Here is a 21,068-nt window from a genome sequence, read left to right on the forward strand (position 1 = left end):
CTGACGGCGACGTGATCCGGCCCCGAATCACGCCGCCCCGCGCATCGTCAAAACTTCGCGGTCAGGTTCACGAACACGCTGCGGGGTTCGCCGTAGTAGACCTGGTTGGCCACGCCGCCCAGGTAGTACTTCTTGTCGAACAGGTTGTTCAGGTTCACCTGCGCGGACAAGGTCGAGTTGAAGTCGTAGCGCGCCATCAGGTTGTAGATGGCGTAGGCCTTTTGCTTGGCGGTGACGGTGCCGCCGGCCGCGCTGACTTCGCTGTAGGTCGAGATCTGCCAGTTCACGCCGCCGCCCACGGTCAGCTTGTTCCAGTCGCCCGGCAAGCGGTAAGTGGTGAACAGCTTGGCCATGGCGCGCGGGCGCTCGGTGTTGACCGACACGCCGTCGGCATCGCGGCTGGTGTAGTACGTGCCGCCCGCGTAGGCGTTCCAGCCCGGCGCCAACTGCCCGCTCACTTCCAGCTCGACGCCTTTGGTCGTGACGCCATCGGCGGTGGTGTAGGCCTGTTCGAACGAGCCGGGCACCAGCGCATCGCCATCCAGCACCGCAACCTTGCTCTGCTTGACCTTGAACAGCGCGATGGACGTGTTCAACCTGCCGTCCAGGTATTCGCCCTTGACGCCGATTTCATAGTTCTTGCCTTGCACCGGGTCCAGGTATGTGCCGTTGCGGTCGCGGTTGTCTTGCGGCTGGAAGATGTCGGTGTAGCTGACGTAGGTGGAGTACGTGTCGTTGATGTCGTAGACCACGCCCGCGTAGGGGATGAACTGCGAGTCTTTCTGGTCGCGCGTGTCCGACTTGGACTTCCACGTGGCGTACCGGCCGCCCGTGATCGCCGTCAGGTTATCGGTCAGCGACCAGCGCACCGCGCCATAGGTGCCCGTTTGATGCGTGACCGTGTCGCGCAGCGTAGAGGCCGTCCATGTGGGCTGCGCGAACGAGCCGTCCCATTGATAGAAGTTGCCGGTGCTGGCCAGTGTGGAGCTATCGAAACCGTAGCGGTAGAAGTCTTCGCCGTAGCGGCTGCGCATCGCGCCCACCACCACTTCGTGCTTACGGCCCAGCAGATTGAACGGGCCCTTCACCTGAAGGTCCAGCGACGTTTGCTGCGCGTAGGAATTCCAGTAGCCCGGCAGCGCACGCAGGCCCGTGCCGGTCTCGCGGTCCAGCGCGCCGTACAGGTACAAGAGCTTGGCGTCGTACTTGCTCTTGCGTTGCGACCAGTCGGCCTTCACTTCCCAATCGTTTTCAAAGCGGTGCGACAGCGTGGCGAACATCGTCTGGTTGGTGGTGTGCCAATAGGTCCAGTCGGCCGCCGTGGTCTTTGACCGGCGCCAGTCCGTCTGCGTGCCGTCGCTGAACACCACAGGCAAGCTGCCCCAGGTGGACCCGCGCGGGCGCTTGTCTTGGTAGTCTGCACCCACGCTCAGCCGCGTGTTCGGCGTCAGGTCGGCGTCGATCACGCCGTAGAACACTTTCTTGTTGGCGTGATACAGGTCGATGTAGGAATCGCGGCCCTGGTACAGCGCCACCATGCGCGCGCGCACCGTGCCTTCCTCGTTTAACGGCGTCGACATATCGACCGTGCCGCGGTACTGATTCCACGAGCCAAAGCCGGCGCTGACCGAGCCCGTGAACGTCTTGCTGTTGGCGTGTTTGCGCACCAGGTTGATCGACGCGCCGGGGTTGCCTGCGCCGGTCATCAGGCCCGTTGCGCCGCGCACGACTTCGATGCGGTCGTAGATGAAGGAATCGTTGTCCGACTCGCCATACATCGACAGGCCAATGGTGGTGGGCACGCCGTCGTATTGCAGGCTGTCGATATAGAAGCCGCGCGACCAGAAGTCGGTGCGGTCCGAGTCTTCACTGACCACCTGCACGCCCACCACGTTGCCCATCACTTCGTCGAGCGAACGCAGGTTCTGGTCTTCGATGCGCTGACGCGTCACCACGCTGACCGACTGCGGCGTTTCGCGCAGCGACAGCGTCAGCCCGGTGGCCGCCGACGATGCGGGCGTGGTGTACGAGCCCGTGCCTTCGGTCACCGACGGATCGGAATTGCCCAGCACCGTCACGGGCGCCAGGCTGGTGACGCCGCCGTCGCGCGTCAGGATGATGCTGTCGCCCTGCCAGCGGTACGCCACGCCCGTGCCTTGCAGCAGGCCGCGCAAGGCTTCCTCGGGGGCCAGGCTGCCGCTCAGGCCGCGCGTGCTCAAGCCCGCGACCACGTCGGGCGCATAGAACACACGCACCTTGGTCTGCGCCGCCCATTGCATCAGCGCATCGCCCAGCGGCTGCGCGCCGATGTTGATCGACACGGCAGCGCTTTGCGCAATGGCCGCATCGGGGGCCGCGCTCAAGGCGCACGCCAGCGCCAACGCCAGCGAAGAGAGCATGAAGCGCGGGGCTGCGCTGGCGCGGCGGGTCACCGCCTGGGGGGTCTTGTCTGCTGAGAGAGTCACAACTACCTGCTGTTTGGGTTCGACGTTGGGAGCGGCGCGGGCCAATCAATCACATACGGCGCCAGGGCCTTCCTTCGTAGAACGCTTCAAACGCAGATAAACCTGAATCTCATTTTCATTTATTTTGTAACAGCGCTGGGGTCGTCCTGACGCCGCTGGATGTCGATGGGGCCGCCAGGGTGCGGCGTCAGGCGCACCGGGGCAATCGACGGCAAGGCGTCCACCAGCGCTTCGGGGCGGTCCAGCGTAAAGGATGCCGACACCCGCAAGCGGCCGGCCTTGTCATCAGCCAGACGCAGCGGCGTGGCCAGATAGCGGTTCATCTCGGACACGACGTCCGTCAGCGTGGCGTTCTTGAACACCACGCGGCCGTCGCGCCAGGCGGTGGCGGTTTGCACATCGGCGGGTGCCGGCACGCCGATTGCCCCGCTGCCCGGCACGCGGATGCCATGCCCCGCACGCAGCACCGCGTGGCCCAGGTTCCACCAATGCCCGCCCGACACCTGCACGGTGCCAGACTCCACCAGCACCGCCACATGATTCGCATCGCGGCGCACGTCGAACACCGTGCCCGTCACGCGCACCACGCCGCTGCCGGCATCAACAATGAAGGGGCGCGCCGCATCGGGGCTGACGGTGAAGTTGATTTCGCCGCTGTCCAGCACCACGTCGCGGCGGGCGGCGTACAGCAAGACCCGCGCCTGCGTGCCGCCATTGATGTCCAGCACGGAGCCGTCGGGCAAGGTCAGCTGGCGGCGCTCACCCCGCTCGGTGCTGATCGCGGCGGTGAAGGTTGGCGCTTCCACCGGCAGGCTCCACCACACGCCTAACCCCACGGCGGCCAAGCCCGCACAGGCGAACGCGGCGCGCAGGGCGAACTGACGCTGGCTGCGCCTGACGCCTGCGCGCAACCCCTCGCGAACCCCCGATCGCCAGCCCGACCGCAACCCCGGCCGCGCCGGCACCGGGCCGCCCAGCAAAGATTCGACCTGATCGCGCGGCAAACCGGCAGCCGCCGCCCCCAACTGCTGCATGCGGTCGAACTCACGCGCGCGCTCGGGATGGTCGCGACGCCACCGGGCAAACGCGCGCCGGTCGCGGCGCGTCAGTTCGCCCGAATGCCAGCGCGCAAACCACCACGCGGCGGTGGCGGGGTCGCGCGGATCATCGCGGTCGTTGAAGGAAGACATCGTCATGGAGTGTATTCACGCAGCCGGTCGCGCACATGTTCAATGGCGCGCATGACGTAGCGCTCGATCATATTTTTGGACAGGCCCATATGCACCGCCACCTCGGCCTGCGTCCAGCCTTCGATGCGGTTCAGCACAAAGGCCTCGCGGCACTTGGGGGGCAATTCTGCCAGGACTTTGGCCAGGTCGTCGGCCAGCCGCGCCGCGCGTACCGGCGCATCGGGGTCATCCACGATCAATTGATCGGCGTCGTTCAGCTCGTCCAGCGGCACGTGTTCGGCGCGGTCCTGCCGCCGCCAGCGGTCAATCAAGCGATGCCCGGCCGCCTGGAACAAGTAGCCGCGCGCCTTGAGCGCCACGCTGGCGTCCGCCTTCAGCAGGCGTTCAACGGCGTCATGCGCGGCGTCTTCGGCGTCGTGCCGGTTGCCCGTGCGGCGGCTCCATACGCCCACCAGCTCGTCGTAATAGGCGAGCCAGCCACTGCGAGGCGAGGAAGAGCGGGACATGTTCCGGACGGAGGGAGCGAAAGGACAGGGTTGCGAATTTTACAAATAATTCTCATTATCGCAACTGCTGTTTTCCAGCCCCGGTGGGTCCGGCTAGTAATCCATCGGGATATGGCTCTGCGCCGCGCGCAGTTCCTGGATATGGCGCTCGGCCTCTTCCCTCTCGGCCGCGGGCGGCAACGGCCGCCATCCCACCATGTTGCCGGGCGTCTTCACCGGCATCCAGCCCAGCACGCTGTATAGCGTGATGGCCGTGCGTCCCGTATCGAAGCGTGTTTCGTAGTAGCCCTGCCGATCCGGCGCGGTATCGCCAGACGTCCAATCCAACTGAGACATCCATGTCTCCCTATGCTGAAGCTTATTGGCAAGCGCGCCAGCCCCGCGATATGGTCCGGCGCTGCTTGATCGTAAAGCGTGCTCCGTGTGCTTATGCATTCACCTTGCTCCCGCTTTGCGATTCTTGACAGAGGGAAATCCCTAGGGTGATCGCGCCGGGCGCGAATCAGGCCGGGAAAGCAAGGCAAAAGCAGCGGGAAAGCAACGGCGGGCAGATAGGGATGCGGCAAGACGGGACGAGGTCCCGTCTGCGCGAATGGCTTACTTGATGCCGATGAACGGCAGCGCGGCGCCCGGCACTTGCGTGGCCGGCAGCACGCCGTCCCACTTCTCAACGGCGTTCAGGCTCACCAGATTGGTGTTGGCGGCCAGCGCTTCGGCCTTGGCGCGAATCGAGGCCGCTTCGGCTTCACCGCGCATGCGGATGCCATCGGCTTCAGCCGTGAATTGCTGGCGGCGCGCATCGGCTTCGGCCTTCGCCTTCACCACCTGGATCTCGGCTGTGATCATCGCCGTTTCTTTTTGCTGGCGCGTGGTTTCAATCTGCACCTGGGCCAGCATGCGCTGTTCAATCGAATGCTCATAGGCTTGCGAGAAACCCACTTCTTCGATCTGCACGCCCACCACTTGCACGGGCGCGCCGTCCATGGCCTTGAGCACCGCGCTGTTCACATCCAGGCCCAGCTTCTGGCGTTCCTGAATGGCGCGCACGGCGGTGTACTGGCCGAACACGTTCTTCACGGCGTCGGGCGTCTTGCGTTCCAGCACGCGCATTTGCAGATTGTCGATGGTGCCGTATTCCGAATAGAGCTCGGCCACGTGCTCCGGCGGCACGCGGTACGTGACCGACACGCGCAGGTGCGCGGGCTGTTGGTCATAGCTATAGGCTTCGAGCTTTTCGAACACAAAGGTGTGGTCGCGCACCGACACCGTGCGCACGTCATCGATGAAGGGCGTCTTGAAATCCAGGCCCGGGTCCGACACGCGCACGAGCTTGCCATTGCGCAGCACCACGCCGCGTTCGCCCTGGTCCACCTGGAACCACGAGCCGAACGCCATGAACAAGATCAGGAAAAACAGAATGACGGCCACAATGGCGACCTTCACGTTGCGCGGTTTGACCGCGCCGATCGTCTTGACCATCTGGATGTCTGTCGGCTTCACTTTGAGTCCCTGTCTGATTTTGTACGTTTACGGTCCGAGAACACGGCCGCGATGCCACGAGCGAGCAAATAGGCGACCACGGCCGCCCCCACCAAGATCAGGAAATAACGCATCGCGAGTCCCCCCCGGGAAAGAAGCACCGGATTCTATCCCGTGATCGGGACGGAATCCGCATTGAAAACGCCACCATTGTTGCCAGACTTTTCCGAACGTTGCGAGGCATGCAAAAAGCGCTGTTTTCAGGCTCCGTAATGCCGCAACCCCAGGCGCGACAAGGCGTCGGGATAGTCCCAAAACGCGTGGTCCAACGTCTCCATTTCCTCTTGCTCCGCCTCGGTCATGGCGCCGTAGATATCGTTCAATTCGATGACTTCGGGCGAGGCTTCAAAGCGGTCGATCAGCCCGCGCATGCGTGACAGCACGGCCAGCATATGCGTGGCGCCGATCTTCGTTAATGCCTGCAACGCCAGTTGGCACGTCGGGTCGCCCCAGTTGCACAGAAACTGCATGAAGCCGCCATTGTTGATGTCGGCTTCCATGCGCCACAGCGCCACCAGCTCCTGCTCGATCAAGGGCAGGCGGTCCAGCTTCCAGTCGGCCGCCTGCAACGCGGCCATCGCTTTTTCATAGCGCTGGTCCCATAAGATGTCGTACACATTCAGCATGCCCTGGGGCGACGGTTCCCACAGCGCGGGCCACACCACGCCATGGCCGTCATCCACCAACTGCCATTGCTCGCGTTCGGCGGGCGTGGCTTTCTCAAGGCGGATGTAGCGCTGGATGGGCTCTGACAAGGTCTGGCCATTAGCCAGCGTCAATTGCAGATGCGTGGGCGTCAGCGTGATGGTGTGGATGCGGTAATCAGGGGTTTGCATGGGAAGGGCCGGCATGGGAACGCCCGCGAAAGTACCGGAAGGCGGCCCCGCTGTCGAGGCGCACGCTTTGCTCGCATCAGGCCGCAGACTGTTACGTCATCGCCCTTCTTTGATCTGCTACCGTCAAGTTTCGCGCGCCGGCATGGCGCCGGCGCTGAAAGACGGAGACCCGAATGCCACGTCCTTCCGAGTCCACCCCCTTGATCGGCGTGATCCCCCCGTATGTGCTGGACCGCCTGGCGCAGCATACCGACGCCCGTGTCAGCATGCCCGCCGTCAAGACCCTGATCATTGACCAGCAACAGCGCGGCTTGCGCGAAATGGCCACGCAACCGCCGCGTGCAACGCTCGCGCCCACGACTCCGCCCTCGCCCCCAGGCACGCCGCAGCGCGCCGTCCACGATGCAAACAACAGCACCACGCTGCCCGGCACGCTGATCCGCGCCGAAGGCCGCCCCGCCAGCGGCGACGTCGCGGTAGACGAGGCCTATGCGCATCTGGGCGCTACTTACAAGCTTTTCTGGGACATCTACAAACGCCATTCCATCGACGGCCACGGCCTGCCGCTGGTGGGCACCGTGCATTACGGCGATGACTACGACAACGCGTTCTGGAACGGCGCGCAGATGGTGTTTGGCGATGGCGACGGTGAAGTGTTCAACCGCTTCACCGTTGCGGTGGACATCATCGGCCACGAACTCACGCACGGCGTCATCGACGCCGAAGCCGCCTTGCTCTACCAAGGCCAGTCTGGCGCACTGAACGAATCGCTGTGCGATGTCTTTGGCGCACTGGTCAAGCAATATTCCCTGGGGCAATCTGCGCGCCAGGCAGACTGGCTGGTGGGCGCGGGGCTCTTCACAGAAAAAGTCAGCGCTCGCGCGCTGCGCTCCATGTCAGAACCCGGCAGCGCGTATGACGACCCGGTGCTGGGTAAAGACCCGCAGCCCGCGCACATGCGCGACTACGTCGACACGCCACGCGATAACGGCGGCGTCCACATCAATTCCGGCATCCCCAACCGCGCATTTTTCCTAGCCGCTACAACGCTGGACGGCCCTGCGTGGAAAAGCGCGGGGCGCGTCTGGTACGACACCTTGTGCGACAAGCGGCTGCGTCACGACGCCGACTTCAAGACCTTCGCCGCGCTGACCGTCACCGTGGCCACCGAACGCTTTGATGCAACCATGCAGCGCGCGGTCAAACAAGCCTGGGCCGCCGTAGGAGTCCTGACATGATCGAACTGCCCTCCTTGGATCTTGCGCTGCTGGTGCGGCTGACACGCGAAGGCGGCGTGGCGTATCTGCCTGGCCTGACGCAGCCACGCAGCATCAATCTGGCCACCTGCCCGCCCGGCGTGCGTCAGGAAGTGTGCGATGTGCTGCAACGCGCGGCCCCGTTGGCGGTGCCTGAATGCGGGCAGGCTGGCGGCGACCAGCGCTACTTTCACATCGAGATCGTGATGGACCGCGACGAAGGAACCGCCATCAGTTTCGACGTGCCGGAAGCCGATGCGCCCGACACGCTGGTACAGCTATGGAAGGCGCATGCGGAGCCGGGGCCGTAATCACCGCCCGCATCAATGCGCGCGGAACCCGCCGATCTGAATCGCGCGGCCCGCGTACAGGCCGATGATGGCCATCGCCACGCACAAGGCCGCGCACACGCCCAACGCCACGCCCCATCCGCCCAGACGGTCATGCATGGCCCCCACCAGCGCGGGGCCCGTGGCGGCGAACAGATAGCCGACGCATTGCGCCATGCCCGACAACGCGGCCGCCTGCTGCGCATGGCTGGCGCGCAGGCCCACAAACGCCAAGCCCAGAATGATGCCGCCGCCCGTGCCCAAGCCCAGCAGCACGATCCACAACGTGGCCCAGCCGGGCGCGACGATCAAGCCGGTGAATGCAACGACTGACGCCGCGGCCGAGCAGAACGCCGCACCGCGCTGATCCTTCATGCGGCGCACCACGGGCGCCATAAACAGCGCCGGACCTGCCGACATCAATTGCAGCAGCCCATGCAGCGACCCCGCGCGTTCCGCCGAATAGCCCGCGTCGCGCAAGATGGCGGGCAGCCAGCTCACGCCCACATAGAACACGAACGAGTTGATGCCCAGGTACAAGGTCACCTGCCACGCCAGCGGCGAATGCCACAGACGGCCGCCGTGCGGCGCGTGCGTGGTGGTGGACGCAGGCGCCGTGTGCTGCGCCAGCTGCGGCAGCCACAGCAGCATGCTTACTACCGGCACCACCAACAAGCACAGCGTTGAAAAGCGCCAGCCGTCCGCCGACAAATTGGCCAGCGGAATCGCGATAGCCGACGCCACGCCCGCCGCGATGCCCATCGTCAACACATAGGCCGACGTCATGCCGGCCACGCGTTGCGGAAAATCGCGCTTGACCAGGCTGGGCAGCAACACGTTGCCAATGGCGATGCCCGCACCGATGATCGCCGTGCCCGCATACAAGCCCCACGCCGCGCCCTGAATGCGCACAACGATGCCAGCGGCAATCAGCAGCAGCGCGCCGAACAAGGTGCGCTCCAGCCCGAAGCGGCGCGCAAGCCCCGCAGCAAACAGCGAGACCACCGCAAACGCCAACAGCGGCAAGGTAATCAACATGCCGGCCGCCGTCGAAGACAGGCCAAGCTGTTCGCGGATCATGCTGATCAGCGGCGCCACGCCTGTCACCGGCGCGCGCAACGCCATGGCGATGCAAAGAATGCCCAGCAGGAGCCACACCAGCCGGCTGCCGGAACGTAAAGAGGGAGAGGGATTTCGAGTCATGCCGCCCAGCTTACCCACGCTCGGCTTTACCGAATTTCGAGACAATGACAAACTATCCTTAAATCCTGCCAACCCTAAGCGTGGCTCACTACGCGCGGCTTCCGATGCGCCTGAACCCCATCCCGTCCACTCCTTTCAATACCGATTCCCCCACGCAGCGTACTTTCGCCATGCCGGTGAATGCGGCGGATCGGGACAACGAATCCCCCAGGCATCACCACAACATGGGTCAGCTGGTGCTGGCGCTGCGCGGCGGCGTGACGTGCTCGGTGCCGCAGGGGTTGTGGATGGTGCCGCCGCAATGTGGTGTGTGGATTCCGGGCGGCATGCCGCACAGCAATCGCGTCACCGCCAATGCCAGCGTGTGCTTTCTGTTTGTGCCGGCCGACGTGGCCGGCCTGCCGGACCACTGCTGCACGCTGACGATCACGCCGCTGGTGCGCGAGCTGATCGTGCACTTGTCCGCGCTGTCTGAACCCGACATGGAAACGCCCGCCAACCGCCAGCTGGCCGATGTGCTGATCGAACAATTGCGGCGCATGCCTGCCGAACATCTGCATCTGCCGCTTTCCGATCACCCCCGCCTGCGCGAAATCGCCAGCGCGTTGAACGCCGACCCCGCCGACCGCAGCACGGTGGCGCAATGGGGCAAGCGCGTCGCAATGAGCGAACGCACGCTGGCGCGGCTGGTGCAGCAGGAAGTCGGCATGAGCTTCGGACGCTGGCGCCAGCAGTTGCACCTAATCCTGGCCTTGCAGCGCTTGTCGGCCGGCGTGTCGGTGCAGCGCACCGCCGACGACCTGGGCTATGAATCCGTCAGCGCCTTCATCACGATGTTCAAGAAGACGCTAGGCAAGACGCCGGCGCGATACTTCGCTGACAAGTCCGAAGGGCCGCCGCCTTGACGGCCTCTGCCCACGTTGAGCAGCGCACTTACGCCTGCTTCGGCCCCGCCACGATGAACAGGCGCGGGAATGGCAGCAGCACCGTGCCGTCGGCCAACGCCGGATAGGCCTCGGCGATCAACGCCTGATAGCGCGCCAGAAAGCTGGCCTGCTCGGCGGCGTCCAGCGTGTCCAGGTATGGCCGCAGGGCGGTGCCCTTGAACCATTCAACGACGGCCGCAGCGCCCGCCAGCGGGTGGTGATACGTGGTGCGCCACACGTCCAGCACGCCGCAATGCGGCTTCAGCAGCTCGTAGTACCAGGCGGCGCTGTGGCGCGGCGGGTGCTTCACGCCGCCCGTTTTCGCGGCCCACGGCGCTTCACCCGCCACCTGGCGTGCGAGGCGATGCGCGGGTTCTTCCATGTTGTCGGGCGTTTGTATGGCCAGGATGCCGCCCGGCGTCAGCTTGCTGACCAGCCGGGGATACAGCGTGGCGTGGTCAGGCACCCATTGCAACGCGGCGTTCGCCAGAATCACGTCGTATTGTTGCGGCGGATTCCAGGTGGCGATATCGGCCAGTTCGAACTCCAGCGCGGGCAGGCGCTTGCGGGCGGCCAGGACCATGTCTTCCGAGCTGTCCATACCCGTGACCTTCGCATCCGGGTAACGGCTGGCCAGCACCTCAGTGGAATTGCCCGGGCCACACCCCAGGTCCACCGCAACCTTGACCGCGTCATTCGGCACGGCCGCCACCAGATCGCGCACCGGCCGGGTGCGTTCGTTTTCAAAAGCGGAGTATTGCTTGGCGGACCAACTGTTGTTGCTCATGACGGCTCCTTGCCGGACGACGATGTACGGCTGAACTCTACGCCTGGCTTATCCATATTACAAATATAGAAATAGGTGCCTATTCATATTCAATAAATATGTCTTTCACAGAAAGAAAAAACCCGCCGGGGCCAAGCCGGCGGGTTTCGGGTTGCAAGTTCAAGCAGGATTACTGGGTCTTCAGTTCCGCCGAGCGGGTTTTCCACAGCGAGAACAACACCCCGCCCAGGATCAGGCTGAACGTCACGCCCAACGAGATCACGGCAGGCACCTTGCCGATAAAGCCCACCAGGAAAATCTTCGTACCGATGAACACCAGGACAAGCGCCAGGGCGTACTTCAGGTAATGGAAGCGGTGAATCATGGCAGCCAGGGCAAAGTACAGCGCACGCAAACCCAGGATGGCGAAGATGTTGCTGGTGTAGACGATGAACGGGTCGGTCGTGATGGCGAAGATGGCCGGCACGGAGTCCACCGCAAACACCAGGTCCACAAACTCGATCAGCACCAGGGCCAGCAGCAGCGGCGTCGCAAAACGCACCTTCTTCGACGTGGCCGGGTCGGTCTCGGTCACTACGAACGCGTTACCGCGCAGGCCTTCCGTCACACGCATATGGCGCTTCAGGAACTTCAGGATCGGGTTGGTGGCGATATCCGGCGTCTGGTCGGCAATCATCCACATCTTGATGCCCGTGAACACCAGGAACGCGCCAAACAGATACAGCAGCCAGCCGAAGTTGCTAACCAGCGCAGCGCCCAAACCAATCATGATGGCGCGCAGCACGATCACGCCCAGGATGCCCCAGAACAACACGCGATGCTGGTACTGACGCGGAATCGCGAAGAAGCTGAAGATCAGCGCAATCACGAAGACGTTGTCCATCGACAGCGATTTTTCAATCATGAAGCCGGTGTAGTACGCCATGCCGCTCGTGGCGCCCAGCTGCCACCAGACCCAGGCGCCGAACAAGAGCGCGGCGCTGATGTAACCGGCAGACAGCAGCAGGCTTTCGCGCACGCCGATTTCGCGGTCTTCCTTGTGCAGCACGCCCAGGTCAAAGACCAGCAAGCTCACGACGATGCCGATGAATAGCAGCCAACTCCAGGTCGGTGTCCCCAGAAAATCGGCCATGAAGAAGGTGATCAAAGTGTCCATGAATGCCCCGCTGTGTTCGAAGGTGCCCATCATCCGGATCTTGGGCTAACCGAGAAATCAGCCTGAAAGTGAGTTAAGGTTCGGAAAAACCGAAGTGAGCCCCATCGTGCTGAACTACCGACACCTGTATTACTTCTGGATGGTCGCCAAGGAAGGCGGCTTTTCCCGGGCCGCTGAACGGCTGGACATGGCCATCCAGACCATCAGCGCGCAAGTGCGTGAATTGGAAAAAAACCTGGGCCACCAACTGCTCAAGCCGGCGGGCCGGGGCGTGGCGCTGACGGATGCCGGCAAGGCGGCCTTTGCGCGCGCCGAAGAAATATTTCAGATCGGCCACACGCTGCCGCAGGAAGTGCGCGCGGCGGCCACGAAACCGGTCATCCGGCTGTCGGTGGGCTTGTCGGACGGGATATCCAAGCTGGCGGCGCACGCGCTGCTGGGGCCGGTGCTCGACACGCCCGACCTGCGCCTGACCTGCCATGAAGGCGAAGTGGAAGAACTGCTGGGCGAGTTGGCCCAGCACCACCTGGACTTGGTGCTGGCTGGCCAGGGCGCGCCCGCCAACCCCAACCTGCGCTTAACTAGCGACCGGCTGGTGTCGTCCCCCGTGGACTGGTACGGCCCTGCCAAGCTCGTGCGCAAGTCCGACACGCAGGACTTCCCGCGCTGCCTGGAGCGCCTGCCCGTGTTGTTGCCCACCGGGCACTCGGTGCTGCGCCAGACGCTGGACCGCTGGTTCAACGAACGCGGCGTGCTGCCCAATGTGGTGGGAGAATTCGAAGACAGCGCGCTGATGTCGGTATTTGCCGCGCGCGGACTGGGCGTTTTCCCGCTTAGCCGGCTGGGCGGCGACGATATCGGCCTGCTGCGCGGTTTGCGTCCGCTGGCCCGGTGCGACGACGTGCAAGAAGAGATTCACGCCATCCGCAACCGCCGCGGCCAGCACCATCCCTTGGTCCAAACCATCCTCGCCCACGCTAAGACTTCGGTTTTTTCTTAATGTTTGTCACACCCACTCTGGTTTTTCGGAAATAGAATCCGCTTTATCGTGGACCCTCTTTTGAATCTCGGAGTACCACTGCAATGAAAAAATTCATCTGGCTCGCTTTCGCCGTGCTTGCTGCACTCTGGACCGGGCTGGCGGCGCTGACGCTGCAACTGACCAACTGGGTCCTGTCAACCATCTCCACGGCGCAGGTGCCGGGCGCTGCGCTGGACACGTCCCAATGGGTCGCGCCCGCGTGGGCCGCAGGCTGGTTCGACCCGGCCTGGCTGCAAGGTTTGCAAGGCGCTCTGGTGTGGGCCGCCCAAAGCCTGAACCAGGTCCTGCCGTTCGCGGGTGGCCTGGGCACACTGATCTCGGTGCTGGGCTGGATCGTCTGGGGCTTTGTCATCGCCGGCCTGCTGGTGCTGGCGCTGATCCTGAACTGGCTGAACGGCAAGCGCGAGCAGGCCGCTGCGGCCCAATCCCGCCAAGTGGTGTAATAACGCAGGCAACGCGCCACCCGGCACGCTGCCTCCCAAGAGGAGCGTGCCGTGCCCACCCGAACTGTCCCTGCCCTGACCTTGTCTTTGGCGGCCCTGCTATCCGCAGGGCCTGCGCAGGCTTCCCCCAGCGCTTCCGGCGTGGAAGTCTGCACGGTCACGGGCACATCGGGGCAGTACAGCGTGCGGGTGCGCAACACGGGCGAGGCCACACTTGCCCGCGTCGACGTCATGGGTGTCCGCCTGGACACCGCAGGCCAGGCGACCGATACGCTCACCGTCAGCCTGACGGACATCCCCCACAGCAAATACAAAACCGCCATCCTGGCGCGGCACGAGGAATCGGCCGCGTTGGACCGCATCGTCACCTACGCCGTCGTGGACGGCACGGAAACCCCTCAGCAGGAACTGTTCGCCGGCAAGGTCGCGCATGTGACGCACGGCACGACCCTGCAATACACGCTGGCGCCGCTGGCTGTGCGCGGCTGGACGGTGGCTTATGGATCGGCCACGTCTCCCAAGCTGGAAACCGGCGCCGCCGTCTTGCTGAGCTACCCCGTGCGCGGGGCCAAAAAACTGGCGACCCGGCCCGAAGCGGGCCGCACACCCACCGCCGTCACACCGCTTGTGCCGTGCCGCGAACCCGGCAAGACGTCCTGATCAGGTACCGCTCAGCAGGTCGCGTTCGTTCAGCAGCGCGTAGACAATTTCCGGGGTGTTATCGAAGCCGCGCCGAATGGCGGCGGGCAGCGCGGTGCGCGTCTTGCGGCACAGGCCGGGCGCCTCTTCCAGCTGAATTGAAATCCCGCGCGACGTGCGCACCTCGTTGTCGCTGGGCGTAATCACAATCACGATGCCCAGCTGATCTTGAATACGGCCCTGCATGGCGCGCAGATCTTCAAGGCTGCGGATGTTTTCCAGCCGCGCGACCAGGCGCTTTTCCTCTTCCTTCGTCAGCCGCAGGATGCGCACGTCGGCCGCCGGATCAGCCAGCAGCCGGTCGCGGTCGCACAGACAGGCGCCCGGCGGACATTCTTGGCGAATAGGAAAGGGAAGGTTCATGGCGGACTGACGCGCCAAGGCTCGGCGCAAATTCGATAAGCGTGGACAACAGCCAACGATCAATTCTACTCAGGATGCCGGCCCGCCCCGCGCCAAGCACTACTCGTTTTCCCGCAATGGGCTGCGGTATATTGCCCCACTCAAATCGAAGCGTGGGAGAAGCGGGTGAAACGAATTTTGCTTGCGGCCGCTCTGGCCGCGCTGGGCGCAGCAAGCCAGGTCGCGCTTGCCCAATCTGCCCCGCGCGAGTTTCCCTACCCCATCAAGGCCGGCCTGTCGGCGGTCGTCAAGGTCAGCGGCGGCGACGCGCCACACGCCACCGTGCGCGTGGGCAATGGCCCCGATCAAACGCTGGGCAGCTTCGACGAGGCCGTCGACCAGATGCAATCCGTGGACATCAACCACGACGGATACCGCGACCTGGTGCTGGGGCAAAGCGGCGGCAGCACGCAAATCTTCGCCCGCCTGTTCCTGTATCGTCCCGACAGCGGCACCTTCCAGGAAATTGCGCATCCCGACCCGACGAGTCCTTGCCGGGGCTTCGTGAACCCGGTGATCGACGACAAGCAGGCCGTGATCCACGTGGCGTGCCGCTATGGCGCCGCCAGCAATGGCTTCGAGGAATACGTGTTGCGTCCTGACGGCACGGTGCGCGCCACGTCATGGACCACCCAAGCGCTGTTCGGTCTGGAGAGCGAAGCCGCCGAACTCACTTACCGCTTCAATGAAGACGGTTCCACCGCACGCATCGAGATCGAAGGCGAAGGCTCGCCGCTGGAAGGCGGCACCGTGCCGGTCAGCAAGCTGGACTTGTACGACACGCCCGACGTCAACACCCGGCCCGCCATGACTGCCGCCGAAGGCGAACACCTGGACGTCGTGGCCATCCGTGCGCCCGATTGGCTGCAAGTGCGCTACGCCAGCAAGACGGCGGGCGACGTACTGAAATGGGTGCGCTATGGCGACCTGCGCGTGGACAAGCATCAGCTTGCCGCGCCATCATCCCCAGGCGGCCTGGCGCTGGATCTTGCCGACACGCTGGCCGACTGGAAGGGCGAAGACGGCGGCCTGTTCATGGTGAGCGTGGCCAACAACGGTGACGCCCCCGTCGCCCTGAACGCGCCGCGCATCTGGCTGCTGCTGACCAATGCGCAGGGCGACCGCATCGTGCACCCGCTCTACCAACGCGAGGGCGACACCCTGCACCCGGCCAACCCGCTGGGCTTTGCCCGCGACCCGATCGTCTGGGCCACGGGCGAAAACGGCAAGCCGGCCTACCTGGTGAACGACAACGGCTACAGCAACGTTCCGTTCCTGCCTGCGCTTGCGCCCGGCAAGTACCGCGCGGCGGCCGTGCTGACCGACCCCGGCAATCTTGCCCAGCCGATCGTCTCGAACGACATCACGTTCGACTATCCGCTGCCGAAACGGCCGCCTGCGCCGCAATAAGCGCCCCGCGCGCCGTCAAGGAGACTCCAGCTTGTCCGCAGGCACGCATACGTCCTACCCGGAACCGTTTCCCACCTTGGAATCCACCGATTTTTCGGGCGAGGGTTCGTTCTATTTCGATCTCGTGCGCCTGCAAGATCGCGACGATATTCCGCGCGGCTTTCTACACCGGCACAGCTACTACCACCTGCTCTGGATGAGCGAGGCCAGCGGCACCCACATGCTGGATTTCGAGCAGCACGAGGTGCGCGACCACTCAGTCTTCTTCCTGTCGCCCGGCCAGATCCACGCCTGGACGTCTTCCGTGAAGCCGCGCGGCTACGTGCTGAACATCAGCACGGATTTCTTCGCGCATATGTTCCCGCTCGCGGACGACATCGCCAAGTTTCCCTTCTTCCACCTGGCGGGCGGCACGCCCGCCATTTATCTGTCACGCGAGCAGCACGACGGCATGCTGCCGCTGCTTAATGAAATCGAACGCGAAACGCGCCAACGCCAAACCGGGCGCTTCGACGTGGTTCGCTCTTACCTGCTTATCCTGCTGACGCAGCTGCGGCGCCTTTACCCGGCCGACGAGCGCGAGACCGCCGCCGGCCCCAGCTATTCGCTGGCCAAGCGGTTCACCATGCTGATCGAGGAACACTACCTGACGTTCGGCGCCATCCGCCAATACGCCGACGCGCTATGCGTAAGCGAACGCCAGCTCAACGAGGCCGTCAAGCGCAGCATGGGCCGCACCGCCAGCCAGCTGGTGCAAGAGCGCATTGCGCTCGAGGCCAAACGCCTGCTGAGCAATACGGGTTTGAGCATCGCCGAAATCGCATTCCAGCTGAACTTCGAAGACCCCTCCTACTTTGCTCGCTTCTTCAAGAAGCACACCGGCTGCACCGCCGGCGATTTCCGCAAGAAGTACGACCGGCCCATCGGCTGACGGCCGCGCCGGGCGTATCCGCGGAAAAGTGCAAGACAAGCTCTGATCTGTCCTAACGCGCCCGGCATTGGGCTGCGTAAAGTTCATCCAGACCCAACCCGCCGCTTTGCGGCCTGATTGAAACTGCGATGAACGACACTCCAACATTGATGACGGGCGGCCAACATGTGGTGCGCGCGCTGCTGGAACACGGCGTGGACACCGTATTCGGCGTTCCTGGCGAAAGCTATCTGGACGTGCTGAACGCGCTGTACACGGAACGCGACCGAATCCGCCTGGTGTCCTGCCGCCACGAAGGCGCAGCGTCATTCATGGCCGAAGCGCACGGCAAGCTGACGGGCCGCCCGGGCATCTGCATGGTCACGCGCGGCCCCGGCGCCACCAATGCCAGCATCGGCGTGCAGACGGCGTTCCAGGATTCCACGCCGCTGATCGTGCTGGTGGGCCAGGTGGGCAACGACATGGTGGAGCGCGAGGCGTTCCAGGAAATCGACTACCGGCGCATGTTTGGGCAGTTCACCAAATGGGTGGCGCAGATCGACAGCGCCGCGCGTGTCACCGAATACATGAACCGCGCCTTCTCGGTGGCGATGTCAGGCCGGCCCGGTCCGGTGGTGCTGGCGCTGCCCGAAGACATGCTGACCGAATTGGCCGCGCCCCAGGACTGCGGGACGATCCAGTTTCCGCAGGCGCACCCGGCACCCGATGCCATGGCCAGCATGCGCGCCCTGCTGGCCGGCGCGCGGCGGCCGCTGATGATCGTGGGCGGTTCGGGCTGGACCGGCGCGGGTCTGGACAGCTTGGCCCGCTTTGCCAATTTGAACGGCTTGCCCGTGGCGTGCTCGTTCCGCCGCCAGGACCTGTACGACAATCACCATCCGCAGTACGTGGGCGAAGTGGGCATCGGCATCAATCCGGAATTGGCCGACGCCGTGCGCAACGCCGACGTGATCCTGGCGGTGGGCGCGCGCCTGGGCGAAATGGTGACGGGCGGCTATACGCTGCTGCAATCTCCCGTGCCCAAGCAGACGTTGATCCATGTGCTGGCCAGCCCGGAAGAGCTGGGCCGGGTGTATCAGCCCACCTTGAAGATACCGTCGGGGCTGGACGCCTTCGCGGATGCGGCCGCCGGACAGGCTCCGCTGGACGCGGCCCCGTGGCGCGGCTGGCTCGACGCGCTGCGGCAAAGCTACGTGCGCTACACGGAACCGCCCGCAAACTCTCTGCGCATGGACCCGGCACGTGTCATCGTCGCCCTGCGCGAGGCGCTGGATGCGCGCGCCATCCTCACCAACGGCGCGGGCAACTACAGCGCCTGGGCGCATCGCTACTACCGTTTCAGCCATCCCCGCACCCAGCTTGCGCCCACCAGCGGCGCCATGGGCTACGGCGTGCCAGCCGCCATTGCGGCCAAGCTGCGCCACCCCGAACGGCAGGTCGTCTGCCTGGCCGGCGATGGCTGCTTCCTGATGACCTCGCAGGAGCTGGCCACCGTCAAACAACACCGCCTGGCCATCGTCTTCATCGTGTTCAACAACGGCATGTACGGCACGATCCGCATGCACCAGGAAGTGAACTACCCGGGCCGGACCATCGGCACGGACCTCTGCAACCCCGACTTCGTGGCCTATGCGGAATCGTTCGGCGTGCCCGCCGAACGCGTCGACAGCCACGAGAGCTTCGCGCCCGCCTTGACGCGGGCGCTGGACAGCGGTTCTCCCTATCTGATCGAACTCAGCCTGGACCCCGAGGTGATCACGCCTCGGTCCACCCTGACCAGCTTGCGCGAAAAGGCGCAACTTGCCGCATCCTGAAGTCCAGGATCGGACTGCCGCGCGCCAGCCGCAAGCACGGCGCGCGGCGCCCACATAAAAAAATATCCAATACTGGAGAGAGACTATGAATACCCCCCTGCCGCCCCTGCGGCGGCTGGCCGCGGCCGCGATGCTGGCCACCGCGACCCTTAGCGCCACATCGTTCGCGGCATCGCCCGCCGCCACCGCCAGCTATCCCGAACGCCCCCTGCGCATCATCGTGCCCTTCGCCGCGGGCGGTGCCACCGACGTCATCGCGCGCACCGTGGCGCAATCCATGGCCACCCGCCTGGGCCAGCCGGTGGTGGTGGAGAACAAAGCCGGCGCCAACGGCAACATCGGCGCCGTCATGGCAGCGCGCGCTGAACCCGACGGCTACACCCTGCTGATGGCCACGTCCAGCCACGCCATCAATTCCACGCTGTATCACAAGCTGGACTACAGCCTGACAGGCGACTTCGCTGGCCTGTCGAACCTGGCGTCGGTGCCCTTGCTGCTGGTGGTGAACCCGTCGGTGCCGGCCAAGACGCCCGAAGAGCTGGCCGCGTACGCCAAGGCCAACGGCAACCGCGTGAACTACGCCTCGGGCGGCACCGGTACGGCGTCGCACCTGGCGGGCGCGCAGTTCAATTCGCTGGCCGGCGCGCAGATGACGCATGTGCCCTACAAAGGGGGTTCGCAAGCGCTCAATGACCTGATGGGCGGCCAAGTCCAGATCATGTTCGCGAACCTGCCCGAAGTGCTGTCGCAGGTGCAAGCCGGCCGCCTGACGCCCATCGCCGTCACGGGCCAGCAGCGCCACGCCTCTCTGCCCAACGTGCCGGCGTTTTCCGAAACGTCTTACCCGGCCATGAACGCCCGCTCCTGGTTCGGCCTCTTTGTGCCCGCGGCCACGCCGGCGCCCGTGGTGGAAAAGCTGTCGCAGGCCATCACCCAGGGTGTGGCCGACCCCGCCGTGCAGGACAAGCTGAAAGGGCTGGGCGCCGACCCCGTCGGCGACGGCCATGCCGCCTTCCAGCAATACGTGAACCAGGAAGTGGCGCGCTGGAGCGTGCTGGTGAAACAGTCCGGGGCCACGGCCGAATGACGATCCCCCTTCGCAACACTCATTAAGGAAACCCCATGCTTTACGACGTACGTACCTACACCTGCCGCGCCGGCACCATCCGGAAGCATCTGGCGCTTTATGCGGAGCACGGCTATGAAGTGCAAAGCCGCCACCTCGGCAAACCCCTGGCCTACATGCAGACCGAGACGGGCGACGTCAACAGCTACATGCACATCTGGGTCTATGACAGCGCCGCCGACCGCGAAGCCAAGCGCCAGGCGCTGCAGAAAGACCCCGACTGGGCCACCTACCTGACCAAGAGCGCCGACGCCGGCTATCTGATCCGCCAGGAAAACCGGCTCATGACGCCCACGGCGTTCTTCCGGCCGTAAAGCCCATCCGCGTCGGCGCAAAGCGTGCTTGAACCGCTGCGGGCCGACGCCTTCCCGACGATTGTTGCCAATGCGGCAACATCATGGTCCCTTGGCCGGGCCTACTCCTGATTTCCCTGCGCACCTACGATTTGGGCGTTGTTCAAACACGCGCCGCGCCCGGCCCAGCATTGCCGGGACACGCAAATCCATCGAGGGAGTCACCATGAGTCAACGTCTAAACGCTTTCGCGCAATCGCCCGAGCTGTTCAAGAAATTCGTCGAATTCGGCATGCTCTTGAAGTCGGGCACCATCGAGCAGCCCATCCTGGACTTGGTCGAGATCCGCGCCTCGCAGATCAACGGCTGCGGCTTCTGCCTGGACATGCATGTGAAGCAGGCCAAGATCCACGGTGAACGCGAACTGCGCCTGCACCATGTTGCGATCTGGCGTGAATCCACCGAGTTCTCGCCGCGCGAACGCGCCTGCCTGGCGTGGACCGAGGCGCTGACCACCCTGGGCGCGCAGGGCGTGCCCGACGACATCTATGAGCGCGTCCGGACCCAGCTATCCGAAAAGGAAATCTCGGACCTCAGCTTCGCCGTCATGGCGATCAATGGCTGGAATCGCCTGAACGTCGCATTCCGGACCGTCCCCGGATCGGCCGACAAGGCGTACGGCCTGGACAAGGCCAAGTTCAACTAAGGACGCATC

Annotated in this window: 22 protein-coding genes; 12 read left to right on the forward strand and 10 right to left on the reverse strand. The window is 64.5% G+C overall.

Going from position 1 to position 21,068, the window contains the following annotated elements; genetic code table 11:
* Nucleotides 1-47: 47 nt before the first annotated feature.
* The 6 genes from fhuE to HV765_RS14555 all read right to left on the reverse strand — a co-directional run bounded on the left by fhuE (nucleotide 48) and on the right by HV765_RS14555 (nucleotide 6,536).
* Nucleotides 48-2,399, reverse strand: coding sequence for a ferric-rhodotorulic acid/ferric-coprogen receptor FhuE (gene fhuE, locus HV765_RS14530; RefSeq protein WP_175170296.1), 2,352 nt, complete (start codon nucleotides 2,397-2,399; stop codon nucleotides 48-50).
* 185 nt (nucleotides 2,400-2,584) lie between these two features.
* The gene (locus HV765_RS14535) at nucleotides 2,585-3,661 is read right to left on the reverse strand and encodes a FecR domain-containing protein (RefSeq protein WP_175170117.1); all 1,077 of its coding nucleotides are present in this window, start codon (nucleotides 3,659-3,661) and stop codon (nucleotides 2,585-2,587) included.
* Nucleotides 3,658-4,161, reverse strand: a complete 504-nt coding sequence (locus HV765_RS14540) for an RNA polymerase sigma factor (protein WP_175170118.1) — start codon at nucleotides 4,159-4,161, stop codon at nucleotides 3,658-3,660. Before HV765_RS14540 ends, HV765_RS14535 begins: the two co-directional genes overlap by 4 nt.
* Before the next feature lie 93 nt (nucleotides 4,162-4,254).
* Complete coding sequence (locus tag HV765_RS14545) at nucleotides 4,255-4,497, reverse strand: hypothetical protein (RefSeq protein ID WP_054422718.1); 243 nt, start codon at nucleotides 4,495-4,497, stop codon at nucleotides 4,255-4,257.
* A 261-nt stretch (nucleotides 4,498-4,758) separates the two neighbouring features.
* The gene (locus HV765_RS14550) at nucleotides 4,759-5,640 is read right to left on the reverse strand and encodes a prohibitin family protein (protein WP_156336569.1); all 882 of its coding nucleotides are present in this window, start codon (nucleotides 5,638-5,640) and stop codon (nucleotides 4,759-4,761) included.
* 260 nt (nucleotides 5,641-5,900) lie between these two features.
* Nucleotides 5,901-6,536: a DMP19 family protein gene (locus HV765_RS14555; protein WP_175170119.1), complete on the reverse strand. Its 636-nt coding sequence runs from the start codon at nucleotides 6,534-6,536 to the stop codon at nucleotides 5,901-5,903.
* 173 nt (nucleotides 6,537-6,709) lie between these two features.
* On the opposite strand from HV765_RS14555, the gene HV765_RS14560 reads away from it, so the two are divergent.
* Together HV765_RS14560 and HV765_RS14565 are read left to right on the forward strand one after the other, a co-directional pair.
* Entirely contained in the window at nucleotides 6,710-7,774 is a 1,065-nt protein-coding gene (locus tag HV765_RS14560; RefSeq protein ID WP_175170120.1) for a M4 family metallopeptidase, read from the forward strand.
* Complete coding sequence (locus HV765_RS14565) at nucleotides 7,771-8,103, forward strand: protealysin inhibitor emfourin (protein ID WP_175170121.1); 333 nt, start codon at nucleotides 7,771-7,773, stop codon at nucleotides 8,101-8,103. Before HV765_RS14560 ends, HV765_RS14565 begins: the two co-directional genes overlap by 4 nt.
* Nucleotides 8,104-8,115: 12 nt before the next feature.
* Here the strand turns inward: HV765_RS14565 and HV765_RS14570 are convergent, their stop codons facing one another.
* Nucleotides 8,116-9,324, reverse strand: a complete 1,209-nt coding sequence (locus HV765_RS14570; RefSeq protein ID WP_054422726.1) for an MFS transporter — start codon at nucleotides 9,322-9,324, stop codon at nucleotides 8,116-8,118.
* 104 nt (nucleotides 9,325-9,428) lie between these two features.
* On the opposite strand from HV765_RS14570, the gene HV765_RS14575 reads away from it, so the two are divergent.
* Nucleotides 9,429-10,229 carry an AraC family transcriptional regulator gene (locus HV765_RS14575; RefSeq protein WP_175170122.1) on the forward strand — a complete coding sequence of 267 codons (801 nt, stop codon included), beginning with the start codon at nucleotides 9,429-9,431 and terminating at the stop codon, nucleotides 10,227-10,229.
* Nucleotides 10,230-10,257: 28 nt separating this feature from the next.
* On the opposite strand, the gene tam is transcribed toward HV765_RS14575, so the two are convergent.
* Complete coding sequence (tam, locus tag HV765_RS14580) at nucleotides 10,258-11,037, reverse strand: trans-aconitate 2-methyltransferase (RefSeq protein WP_175170123.1); 780 nt, start codon at nucleotides 11,035-11,037, stop codon at nucleotides 10,258-10,260.
* Nucleotides 11,038-11,206: 169 nt separating this feature from the next.
* Entirely contained in the window at nucleotides 11,207-12,193 is a 987-nt protein-coding gene (locus HV765_RS14585) for a TerC family protein (protein ID WP_175170124.1), read from the reverse strand.
* A 106-nt stretch (nucleotides 12,194-12,299) separates the two neighbouring features.
* On the opposite strand from HV765_RS14585, the gene HV765_RS14590 reads away from it, so the two are divergent.
* The 3 genes from HV765_RS14590 (at nucleotide 12,300) to HV765_RS14600 (ending at nucleotide 14,338) form a co-directional block, all read left to right on the forward strand.
* The gene (locus tag HV765_RS14590) at nucleotides 12,300-13,193 is read left to right on the forward strand and encodes a LysR family transcriptional regulator (RefSeq protein WP_054423316.1); all 894 of its coding nucleotides are present in this window, start codon (nucleotides 12,300-12,302) and stop codon (nucleotides 13,191-13,193) included.
* A gap of 83 nt (nucleotides 13,194-13,276) precedes the next feature.
* Nucleotides 13,277-13,678 (forward strand): hypothetical protein, encoded by a 402-nt coding sequence (locus tag HV765_RS14595; RefSeq protein ID WP_175170125.1) that lies wholly within the window; start codon nucleotides 13,277-13,279, stop codon nucleotides 13,676-13,678.
* Between the two features lie 51 nt (nucleotides 13,679-13,729).
* The gene (locus tag HV765_RS14600; protein ID WP_175170126.1) at nucleotides 13,730-14,338 is read left to right on the forward strand and encodes a hypothetical protein; all 609 of its coding nucleotides are present in this window, start codon (nucleotides 13,730-13,732) and stop codon (nucleotides 14,336-14,338) included.
* Here the strand turns inward: HV765_RS14600 and HV765_RS14605 are convergent, their stop codons facing one another.
* Nucleotides 14,339-14,740 carry a hypothetical protein gene (locus HV765_RS14605; protein ID WP_054423317.1) on the reverse strand — a complete coding sequence of 134 codons (402 nt, stop codon included), beginning with the start codon at nucleotides 14,738-14,740 and terminating at the stop codon, nucleotides 14,339-14,341.
* Between the two features lie 165 nt (nucleotides 14,741-14,905).
* Between HV765_RS14605 and HV765_RS14610 the strand changes: the two genes are divergently transcribed.
* The 6 genes from HV765_RS14610 to HV765_RS14635 all read left to right on the forward strand — a co-directional run bounded on the left by HV765_RS14610 (nucleotide 14,906) and on the right by HV765_RS14635 (nucleotide 21,059).
* Nucleotides 14,906-16,189: an XAC2610-related protein gene (locus HV765_RS14610; RefSeq protein ID WP_175170127.1), complete on the forward strand. Its 1,284-nt coding sequence runs from the start codon at nucleotides 14,906-14,908 to the stop codon at nucleotides 16,187-16,189.
* 31 nt (nucleotides 16,190-16,220) lie between these two features.
* On the forward strand, nucleotides 16,221-17,120 hold the full coding sequence (locus HV765_RS14615; RefSeq protein WP_175170128.1) for a helix-turn-helix domain-containing protein: 900 nt from the start codon (nucleotides 16,221-16,223) through the stop codon (nucleotides 17,118-17,120).
* 128 nt (nucleotides 17,121-17,248) lie between these two features.
* Nucleotides 17,249-18,934, forward strand: a complete 1,686-nt coding sequence (locus HV765_RS14620; protein ID WP_175170129.1) for a thiamine pyrophosphate-binding protein — start codon at nucleotides 17,249-17,251, stop codon at nucleotides 18,932-18,934.
* Between the two features lie 85 nt (nucleotides 18,935-19,019).
* Entirely contained in the window at nucleotides 19,020-20,021 is a 1,002-nt protein-coding gene (locus HV765_RS14625; protein WP_175170130.1) for a Bug family tripartite tricarboxylate transporter substrate binding protein, read from the forward strand.
* Between the two features lie 35 nt (nucleotides 20,022-20,056).
* Nucleotides 20,057-20,374 (forward strand): NIPSNAP family protein, encoded by a 318-nt coding sequence (locus HV765_RS14630; RefSeq protein WP_054422744.1) that lies wholly within the window; start codon nucleotides 20,057-20,059, stop codon nucleotides 20,372-20,374.
* Between the two features lie 205 nt (nucleotides 20,375-20,579).
* Entirely contained in the window at nucleotides 20,580-21,059 is a 480-nt protein-coding gene (locus HV765_RS14635) for a carboxymuconolactone decarboxylase family protein (protein WP_175170131.1), read from the forward strand.
* Nucleotides 21,060-21,068: the final 9 nt, after the last annotated feature.

Source organism: Achromobacter kerstersii (assembly GCF_902859595.1).
GTDB classification, from domain to species: Bacteria; Pseudomonadota; Gammaproteobacteria; order Burkholderiales; family Burkholderiaceae_B; genus Achromobacter; species Achromobacter kerstersii.